The following is an 8221-nucleotide window of genomic DNA, read 5'->3' as shown; positions in this document are numbered from 1 at the left end:
GCACCAGCCCCGTCCCGTCGCCGTCGCAGGTGTTCGCGGGACGTCCCCCGGCGGTCAAGCCGACGCCCGCGGCGGCCCGCGCGGCCGTCCCGATGCCGGGCGCCGCCACCCCCGCCACGGTGGCCGCGTCTCTGAACTCCGCCACGGCCGCGCCGTCCGACGGCAAGCTCGGCCCCGACCGCGACCACATGCTGGAGATCGGCGAGCACGTCGCCCAGAAGTGGATCTTCGAGCGCGGCCGGGACAACATCCGCGACCTGCTGCCCGGCCCGATCCTGCCGCCCGTCATCGACAAGGAGCTGCTGATCGAGGCGGAGAAGGAGCTCGGCGGCTCGCTGCGCCCCTACCAGGAGGCCCGCACCTGGCTGCGGGACGGCTTCTGGGAGCGCGTCTACCGCGAGTTCGGCATAGGCATCGGCAAGTCCGACTGACGGACCGGCCGCGGCGCCTCAGCGGAGGATGTCGTGGCCTGCGCGGCGCGCGCGTCGGTGGGCGACGCGCATGGCGGCGCCCATTCCGAGCCGGTAGACGAGCCGTCGGCGCCGGAGTCGGCGCCCAGCGTCTCGGGGTAGTCGCCGAGCGGGGCCGAGAGCGATGCGGTGCCCTGGACCAGCACGTATTCAGGCCGGTCGCTGTAGCCGTGGTCGCGCGTGTGGAAGGCCAGGGCGATCCTGGGCTCGCGCTTGATGCGCTGGAGCTTCTTCCAGCCTCCGACCGAACTGTTCACCGTGACGGTTCCGCCGTCGCGGTCACGTGCGCCGAAGTTGGTGACCGGGGTGAGCACCACCCCGCGGGCCGGGGTGACGGTGGCGAGGATGACGGCCTGGTCGCCGCCGATGATGTCGTCGACGGTGTCGGGCCAGTGCGCCAGGGTCATCGATCGCTCCCCTCAGAACGGGACCGAATTTAAAAAGACGTAAGTGTTTTTTAGAGCGGCCGGCGAGCTTTGCGCCGTTCGTGGCGGTGAACCGCGCACCCCGCGGACCGGCCGGCACCCGATACCGTCTCCACAGTGAACACGTTTGGCAATTAGCCGGATGCAGAACGTCGTCCCTAGGTAAGGTCCCCGCCGTGAATGGGGGAGACCGCGCATGCAACCTCACAAGGGACGATCACGGGCCGCCGCGCTGCCGCTCGCCGCGGCCCTCGCGCTGACCGGCCTGGCCGGGTGCGAGTCGCCCGTCCCCTTCTACCGGCCCGGGGAGGGCTCCCCGGACGACCCGGTCGTCGGGCTCGGCGGACCGGCGCCCTACCTGCCGGCGCGTCCGGGCGGCGCGCCGCGCGCGTCCGAGTCCGGGCCGCCCGGCGGGGTGCCCGTCGCGCCGGCGGGCGGCCGCGTCTACGCCGCCACCGGCCCCGGGATGCTCGCCCCGGCGGCCCGCGGGCTGCCGGCGCGGCTGTACGTGCCGAACGGCCCGTACGTCGACGTCCTCGACCCCGCCGGGCTCAGGCTCGTCGGCCGGTTCCCCACCGGGGCGCCGGCGTCGCGGGTGGCGCCGTCGTGGGATCTGCGGCGGCTGTGGGCCACCGACCGCGCGAACGGCCTGCTCGTCCCGCTCGGTCCGCGCAGCGGGAGACTGGGCCGCCCGGTCGGGGTCACCGCGCCCACCGGGCTCTACTTCTCCCCCGACGGCCGCGACGCGCTCGTCCTGGCACGCCGCCCGGACCGGATCGACGTGCGCGACCCGCGCACGATGGCGGCGCGGGGGACGGCGCCCTTGCCGTGCGCGGCCGGCCACGCCGACTTCACCCCCGACGGCGCGTCCCTGGTGGCCACGTGCGCCGCCGCCGGCCTGCTCGCGCGCGTCGACCTGGCGAGCCGCGCCGTCTCCGGCACGCTGCGGCTGCCCGGCGGAGCGCGGCCCGGCGACCTGCGCCTGTCCCCCGACGGGTCCGCCTTCTACGTCGCCGACGCCCGGCAGGGCGGGGTGTGGCTGGTGGACGCCCGGCGGTTCACCCCGCTGGGGTTCGTCCGGACGGGGGCCGGCGCCCGGGGCCTGGCGATCAGCAGGGACGCGCGCCGGCTCTTCGTCGTCGGCGGCGGCGCCGTCACCGCCGTCGAGTTCGGAACGCGGCGGGTCGCGGCGCGCTGGCCGCTGCCCGGCGGCGGCTCGCCCGCGCCGGGCGGGGTGTCCCCGGACGGGACGGCCCTGTGGCTCGCCGACCCCGCCGGGCTCGTCTACGCCGTCTCGACCCGGACCGGGCACGTCGTCCGGTCCGTCCGGGTCGGCGGGCGCCCGGCGGGGATGTGCGTGCATCCGCAGCCCGGCCGCTACTCGCTGGGCGGCACCGGCCTGTACCGCTAGCGGGGCCGGCTAGCGCGAACCGACATGGTGCCAGTCGGGGAGCAGCTCCTCGACGAGCGCCTCGGTCTCGGGCTGGAGCCCGTCGAACAGCGGGTCCCGGACGACGCGGCCGCGCAGCTCGTCCACGGCCACCTGGACCTGCGCGACGTCGCCGGTCGCGTGGGTGGCGCGGAGCAGGTCGCGCCACAGGCCCTCGTCCTCGGGGGCGAGCCGCAGCCCGGCGCGGGCCGCGCCCACCGCGCCGCGCGGGTCGCCCTCCTCCAGCCGCAGCACGACGAGGCGGTGCGCGACGTCGATGACCCGCGCGGGCGCCTCGAACTCCAGGTCGTGGTCGGCGAGCCAGGCGTACCGGCCGCGCGGCCGGTCGGCGAGGAGCGGGCCGCGGACGAGGTCCAGCGCGTACGCCATGTAGGCGGTCTCGGACGCCGGCTCGGCCGCCGACCGCCACACCAGCCACCGGAACACGTTCAGGTCGACGCGCACCTCGGAGCCGAGCCGGATCCGGCCCCGGTCGTCGTAGTACAGGTTGGGGCGGCCCCGGGCGTCGCGGCCGAGCCAGTCCGACACGCGGGCCACGCACGCGTCGCGGACCCCGGCGGAGACGCCGCGCGGCCAGACCGCGCCGGACAGCACCGTCGGATGGACGCCCTCCGGGTGCGCCGCGAGGTACACCAGCAGCTCCGTGCACAGCTCGCGGCGGGACTCGTCCATCGGCCCCGGCGCGTCGACCTCGATCGGGCCGAGCAGCCGGACCTCCACCGACGACTCCTGCGCGGTCGGCGGCTCCTCGCCTCCGGCGAGGCCGGGCAGCTCCACCGGCTCCAGCCGCGCGGCCGTGCGGAACAGCTCGAACACGCCGCGGTAGTCGTCGTCGCCGACCAGCTGCGCCTCGACGTCGAAGCCGAGCACGCCGGCCGTCAGGCGCCCGGCGGCGTCGACGTCCCACGTCCAGGTGGCGCCCTGCACGTCGCCGGGCACGAGGTAGCCGGCGGCCATCCGGGTGCCGGTGCGGGCCAGCGCGACGAGCCGGTCGGCGTCCCGCTCGGGGGGCTGGTCGGCCATGATCAGGTAGTGCGGCATCCACGCCTCGCCGAACACGCCGCGGCAGCGCCCGGTGAGCACCGAGTCGACGCCGGACGCGGCCAGCGCCTGCCGCACCTCCTCGCTGCGGCCCTCCAGCTCGGGCAGCGCGTCCTCCAGCGTCGGGACGGACCGGACCCGGTCGGGGGCGATCTCCGCCAGGCCCTCGCCGAGCTCGGCGTCGAACCCGACGAGCGTGATCCGCATGTGGTCGGACCAGCGGTTGGTGGCCAGCTCCAGCGCGACCGCCGACAGCACGGCGCGGCGGGTCTCCTCGGGCCCGCGCAGCGCGATCAGCCCGTGCGCGGCCTCCAGGTCGACGAGGATGCGGCCGTTGTCGTTCGTGCCGATCGAGACCAGGCCGGGGTAGGGGGCGAGGACGTCGGCGAGGTCGGAGGCCTCCAGGCCCGGCAGCGCGTCGGCGCCCAGCCGCCACACCTGCCCGTCGTCGAACGCCTGCCAGGGCGCGGGCGGGTTCCGGTCGGCGGGCGCGATCCACAGGTCGAGGCTGCCGCGCCCGAGGTGCACGCCGTAGATGGTCGGCAGGGCGCGCCCGCCCGCCGCCATCGACTTGGACATGTGCCGAAGCCCGAGGTCGAGCAGCCGCGCCGCGTCGTCGTCGGCGCCGATCCGCAGGGCCCGCTCCGCCTCGACGGCCGCCCCCTCCGGCCGGACGATCATGTGCCCGAACGCGCGGTGCCACATCTGGGTGCGGCGCCGCCGGCCGAGCGCGCCGAGCAGCCCGGCGGCGAGCAGCGACGCCGCGGCGAGTCCGTGCGGCCAGCTCACGTCGAACCTGTCGCCGGTCTCGGCCGAGGGCCTCTCCGTCCCGCCGTCGTGCGCGGGCGGCTGCGCGGTCTCCGTCCTCTCCGGCCCTGACTTCTCCGGCGCGGGCGCCTTCGGCTCGGTGTGCTGCGGCGCCGGGGTCGGCGAGGCCGACGGCCGCGGGACGACCGGCGGGGCCTGCGACGCGGGCGGCTGCGTCGGCTCGGCTTCGTGTGTGGGCGGCTCGTGCGTGGGCGGCGCCTGATGGGTCGGTGGCGCCTGATGCGCAGGCGGCGTCTGCTGCGCCGGCGGGGTGGGCTTCGGCGCCGCGGGCGGGGCCGGGTTCGGCCTGGCGGGCGCGTCGGGGACGGCGTGCCCGTGCCGGAAGTAGTCCTGGAGGTCCTTGGTGGGGATGACCTGCGCGTGCTTGGCGTCCGCGGGCATCTCCAGGATCCAGCCGGGACGGATCAGGCTCGCGATCGTCAGCCGCGTCCCGTCCGGCTGGATGTGGCCCTTGTTGAGGGAGTAGATCTCGTTGTAGCGGCGGCCCTCGCCGAGGCACTTCTCGGCGATCTCCCACAGGGACTCGTGGTGCCGGCCCTCGGGCGGACGCACCCGGTAGATCTTGGTGGTGGCGGCCTTCTCGGCCGGGCTCGCGGCGAGGTTCTCGGCGGCCGGGGCGGCGGCGGGCCGCTCCGGCGCCTCGGGGATCTGGTGGAACTCCGCCGCCTGCGGCTGCATCTGCACGGCGGGCGGACGCTGGGCCAGCCCGCCGGAGAGCGCCGGCATGATCGAAGTGGTGGCGGTGAACAGCAGCAGCGCCGCCACGACGAGCCGGTGCACGAGCGACTGCGTCCCGCCCGCGAGCGGCACCCGCGCGGGGACGCCGACGCCGCGGATCCCCGCGTACACCTCGACGACCACGCACGCCGCGAGCTGGATCCAGGCGAGCCACACCAGCACCACGAGGATCGCGATGAGCGAGCCGGGGCCCACCCGGTGCGTGAGGTCGGACGCGGACGGCACGTGGTCCGGCAGCGGCGAACCGAAGATCGTCAACAGCGCGAACGGGACGCCGGCCATCAGCGCGGCGAGCAGGACGAGCGCCCCGATCCCCGCCAGCACGTCGCCCGCGCTGCGCTGCCTCCGCACCCGGACGGGTGTCCTGCGCTCCTGCCGCGTCACCATCGCGCCCCTGCCGTTCTCCGGTCCCTGGACGTCGTCCTCATGGTAGATCTGTTCTCGCCGATGCTCACGGGTTCGTTCCTCCCGGTCCGCCCGTGACGGGGCGGGCGGTCGCGCTGGAGGTCATCTGGAACTCGCCGAAGCCCGGAATGATCCCGAGCAGCTGGGGCCGCACGCTGATCCGCACGCTGACGGCGACCTCCTGCTCGTCGGCGTCGCACCGTGACCCGGTCACCTGGTCGCTGTAGGAGGCCAGCAGGTCGCACGCCGCCGCGCGGGCCTTGCCGGGGTCGAGGACGGGCTTGCCGGTCTGCCGCAGGGCGTCGGGGTCGATCTGGTTCGCGCCCGCGCGGGCGGCCTGCTCGGCCATGTCAGCCGCGCGCTGCCGGGCGTGGATGGCGAGGCCGCCGTCCACGAGCAGCCCGGCCAGCAGGATGACGACCGGGGTGAACAGCACCGTGTACATCGCGATCGTGCCCCGGTCGCGACCGTCGCCGACGGCCCGTGCCTCCGGCCGGCCCCGCCGTCCCGGCGCCTTGCGCGGTCCCGTCATGGCGTGTCCTCCGGCGGCTCGTCGTCCGTCCCGCGGAAGGTGTAGGTGTCGACGGGCGCGATCGCGTGCCCCTGGAGCCGCTTGCTGCCGGGCAGCCCGATGAACGCCAGGTCGCCGAGGTCGACGTCGCAGGTGATGGTCACGTCGACGCTGCCGCCCGGCCCCCAGCCGGACACGTCGGTCTCCACGGTGGGGCCGCCGGAGCACCAGGAGGTGCCGCGCAGCCCGGCGGACGCGGTGTCGGAGGCGAGGCCCTCCGCGTCTCCCGCGCTGCGCGCGATGGACGCGGCGCGGGCGGCGTCGCGGGCCGCGCCGTCCACCTGGCTCTTGGCGTCCACCATGCGCCCCGCGCCCGCGAGGAACAGCAGGAACGCGACGAAGATGGGCGTGACGAGGACCATCTCCAGCGACATGGACCCGCCGTCGGCGACGAGGCGCGGCAGGCGGGCCCTCATCCGCCCACTCCCCGCTGGCACGCCGTCCCGGAACCGACGTCGGGACGGAAGCACTCGATCGGGCCCTGCGAGCGCTGCGACACGTGGAACCTCATGAACGGGACGACCTGGACGGCCTCGCCGCTGACCTCGACCCAGCGCTCGTCGTTCTCCTCCCCCGCCCGGACCTGGAGCCCGCCGAGCAGGTTCGGCCCGATCTCGCGCACGCTGGAGGACGCCTTCGCGGTCGCCGCGCCCTCCCAGCCGCCGCCGACCGGGGAGGTGCGCGCGACGCGGGCGCCCGACTGCGCCGCCGCGAGGGCGACGTGCCGGGCGTGGAAGACCATGGCGAACTGCACCGCGGCGAGCATCATCATGATGAGGACCGGGGTGAGCAGCGCCCACTCCATCGACGAGGCGCCCGCGTCGGAGGAGGCGCCGGGTTCCCTGGGCCGCACGGCGATCAGCCCGTGTTGATGCTGTTGGCCTTGTCCTGGATCTTCTTCTGGATCACCGCCCCGATCGTGATCGCGATCAGCGCGAGGATCGCGGTGATGATCGCCCATTCGATCGCGGACGCGCCGCGGCACCGCTCCTCCTCGTCCCGCAGTCGCGCCAGGCGGGTGCCGAGCAGGGCGCGCAGGTAGACGACGGCCGGGTCGTTCAGGGGATTGAGCGGGCTCATCGTGACAGCTCCAGGGGCGTGGGTCGGTGAACGGGTCGGGGAAGGTTCGCGGTCATGAGGCCAGCACCCGCATGAGGGCCGGATAGGCGAGGAAGATCAGGAAGCCGGCGCACAGGAACAGCTGCGCGATGAGCATCGACTGGGAGCGCTCGCCCGCCTTGCCCTCCAGCTCCGACAGCTCGCGGCTGCGCATCGACGCGGCGCGGGCGGCGAGGGACTTGCGGATCTGGGCGCCGTCGTCGGACACCAGCGCGAGCGCGCCGGCGAGGTCGCGCAGCTCGGCGATGTCGACCTCCTCGCCGAGACCGCCGAGCGCCTGCCAGGGCGTCTGGCCGGTGATGCGCGCGTTGGCCAGGGCGTCGCGGATGCGGTGCATGGCCCAGCCCTCGCCGACGTTCGAGGCGGTCATCAGCGCCTCGGGGACGCCGCGGCCGCCCGCGAGGTTCATCGACACCAGGTCGAGGAACGCGCCGACGACGTGCCGGAAGTCCTGCCGGCGCGACTGCGCCTCCTGCCGGAGCTGCATGTCGGGGAAGAAGAAGAACAGGCCGGCGAACAGCACGCAGATCCACACCGGGACGGCGACCGAGGAGCCGAGCCCGAGCAGCGTGAAGTAGGCGACGACCAGCGGGATGAACACCAGCGCGGCGGCGGGCAGCAGGAACTTGGTGGCGAGGAACGCCTCCAGCGACCGCTCGGTGATCGCCAGGTCGGCGCGGACCGACCGCAGCCGCCAGCCGCGCGCCTCGCACATCCGCGCCAGTTCCCGTCCGAGCTTCTCCCGCGTCCCGCCGAACCGTCCCGGCGTCGGCGCCGGCGTCCCGGACCGCCGCTGCTCCAGGTCGCGGCGGCGGGCGGCGTCGAGCGCCGCCATCCGCGCGGCGAGGCCGGGCCGCGACGGGAACAGCGCGCGGAAGAGCACGTACAGGCCGAACCCGACGACGGCCCCGGCGATCATCGCGGCGTTCACGGGACGCCACCGCCCTCGGCGGCGCGGCCCTGCCAGCCCGCGACGGTGCTCGGCACCTCGCCGGGCACGCCGGGCTGGGCGGCCCCGCGCGGCTCGCTGAGGAACCGGCCGGGCATCTCGTACCGCGACAGGCGGCGCAGCCACAGGAAGGCGGCGCCGTACAGGGCGACGACGATGCAGAGGACGAGCTGCCCGAGGACGTCGTCGTACGGCTCGACGTAGGAGTGGTTGAACACGGCGAGC

8 protein-coding genes and 2 pseudogenes are annotated in these 8221 nt (G+C 75.5%); 2 read left to right on the top strand and 8 right to left on the bottom strand.

Annotated elements, in window-relative coordinates; all coding sequences use genetic code 11:
- Positions 1–431 (top strand): annotated as a pseudogene (locus AB0C69_RS33455) (NYN domain-containing protein); the annotation flags it as partial.
- On the opposite strand, the gene AB0C69_RS33450 reads toward AB0C69_RS33455, so the two are convergent.
- The gene (locus AB0C69_RS33450; RefSeq protein ID WP_360358914.1) at positions 392–877 is read right to left on the bottom strand and encodes a pyridoxamine 5'-phosphate oxidase family protein; all 486 of its coding nucleotides are present in this window, start codon (positions 875–877) and stop codon (positions 392–394) included. The pseudogene AB0C69_RS33455 and the gene AB0C69_RS33450 overlap by 40 nt on opposite strands.
- 214 nt (positions 878–1091) lie before the next feature.
- Between AB0C69_RS33450 and AB0C69_RS33445 the strand changes: the two genes are divergently transcribed.
- Entirely contained in the window at positions 1092–2306 is a 1215-nt protein-coding gene (locus AB0C69_RS33445; protein ID WP_360358912.1) for a YncE family protein, read from the top strand.
- A 9-nt stretch (positions 2307–2315) separates the two neighbouring features.
- Here the strand turns inward: AB0C69_RS33445 and AB0C69_RS33440 are convergent, their stop codons facing one another.
- The 7 genes and pseudogenes from AB0C69_RS33440 to AB0C69_RS33410 all read right to left on the bottom strand — a co-directional run.
- Positions 2316–5339 (bottom strand): BTAD domain-containing putative transcriptional regulator, encoded by a 3024-nt coding sequence (locus AB0C69_RS33440; RefSeq protein WP_360358910.1) that lies wholly within the window; start codon positions 5337–5339, stop codon positions 2316–2318.
- Between the two features lie 64 nt (positions 5340–5403).
- Positions 5404–5889 carry a pilus assembly protein TadG-related protein gene (locus tag AB0C69_RS33435; protein ID WP_353833704.1) on the bottom strand — a complete coding sequence of 162 codons (486 nt, stop codon included), beginning with the start codon at positions 5887–5889 and terminating at the stop codon, positions 5404–5406.
- Positions 5886–6344 (bottom strand): TadE family protein, encoded by a 459-nt coding sequence (locus AB0C69_RS33430; protein WP_345176811.1) that lies wholly within the window; start codon positions 6342–6344, stop codon positions 5886–5888. The genes AB0C69_RS33435 and AB0C69_RS33430 overlap by 4 nt, the downstream gene beginning before the upstream one ends.
- Positions 6341–6781 carry a TadE family protein gene (locus tag AB0C69_RS33425; protein ID WP_360358908.1) on the bottom strand — a complete coding sequence of 147 codons (441 nt, stop codon included), beginning with the start codon at positions 6779–6781 and terminating at the stop codon, positions 6341–6343. Before AB0C69_RS33425 ends, AB0C69_RS33430 begins: the two co-directional genes overlap by 4 nt.
- A 5-nt stretch (positions 6782–6786) precedes the next feature.
- Complete coding sequence (locus AB0C69_RS33420) at positions 6787–7008, bottom strand: hypothetical protein (protein WP_089314798.1); 222 nt, start codon at positions 7006–7008, stop codon at positions 6787–6789.
- A 52-nt stretch (positions 7009–7060) separates the two neighbouring features.
- Positions 7061–7978 (bottom strand): type II secretion system F family protein, encoded by a 918-nt coding sequence (locus AB0C69_RS33415; protein ID WP_345176806.1) that lies wholly within the window; start codon positions 7976–7978, stop codon positions 7061–7063.
- Positions 7975–8221 (bottom strand): annotated as a pseudogene (locus tag AB0C69_RS33410) (type II secretion system protein); the annotation flags it as partial. The gene AB0C69_RS33415 and the pseudogene AB0C69_RS33410, both read right to left, overlap by 4 nt.

The organism is Actinomadura sp. NPDC048032, assembly GCF_040653175.1.
Classification (GTDB): Bacteria; Actinomycetota; Actinomycetes; order Streptosporangiales; family Streptosporangiaceae; genus Spirillospora; species Spirillospora verrucosospora.
This window is presented reverse-complemented; position numbering and strand designations above follow the sequence as displayed.

Bases quoted from the DNA above. Each gene is read 5' to 3' on its own strand.
- AB0C69_RS33435 (WP_353833704.1), bottom strand. From the start codon at position 5,889: ATGACGGGACCGCGCAAGGCGCCGGGACGGCGGGGCCGGCCGGAGGCA.
- AB0C69_RS33445 (WP_360358912.1), top strand. From the start codon at position 1,092: ATGCAACCTCACAAGGGACGATCACGGGCCGCCGCGCTGCCGCTCGCC.
- AB0C69_RS33450 (WP_360358914.1), bottom strand. From the start codon at position 877: ATGACCCTGGCGCACTGGCCCGACACCGTCGACGACATCATCGGCGGC.
- AB0C69_RS33440 (WP_360358910.1), bottom strand. From the start codon at position 5,339: ATGGTGACGCGGCAGGAGCGCAGGACACCCGTCCGGGTGCGGAGGCAG.
- AB0C69_RS33430 (WP_345176811.1), bottom strand. From the start codon at position 6,344: ATGAGGGCCCGCCTGCCGCGCCTCGTCGCCGACGGCGGGTCCATGTCG.
- AB0C69_RS33420 (WP_089314798.1), bottom strand. From the start codon at position 7,008: ATGAGCCCGCTCAATCCCCTGAACGACCCGGCCGTCGTCTACCTGCGC.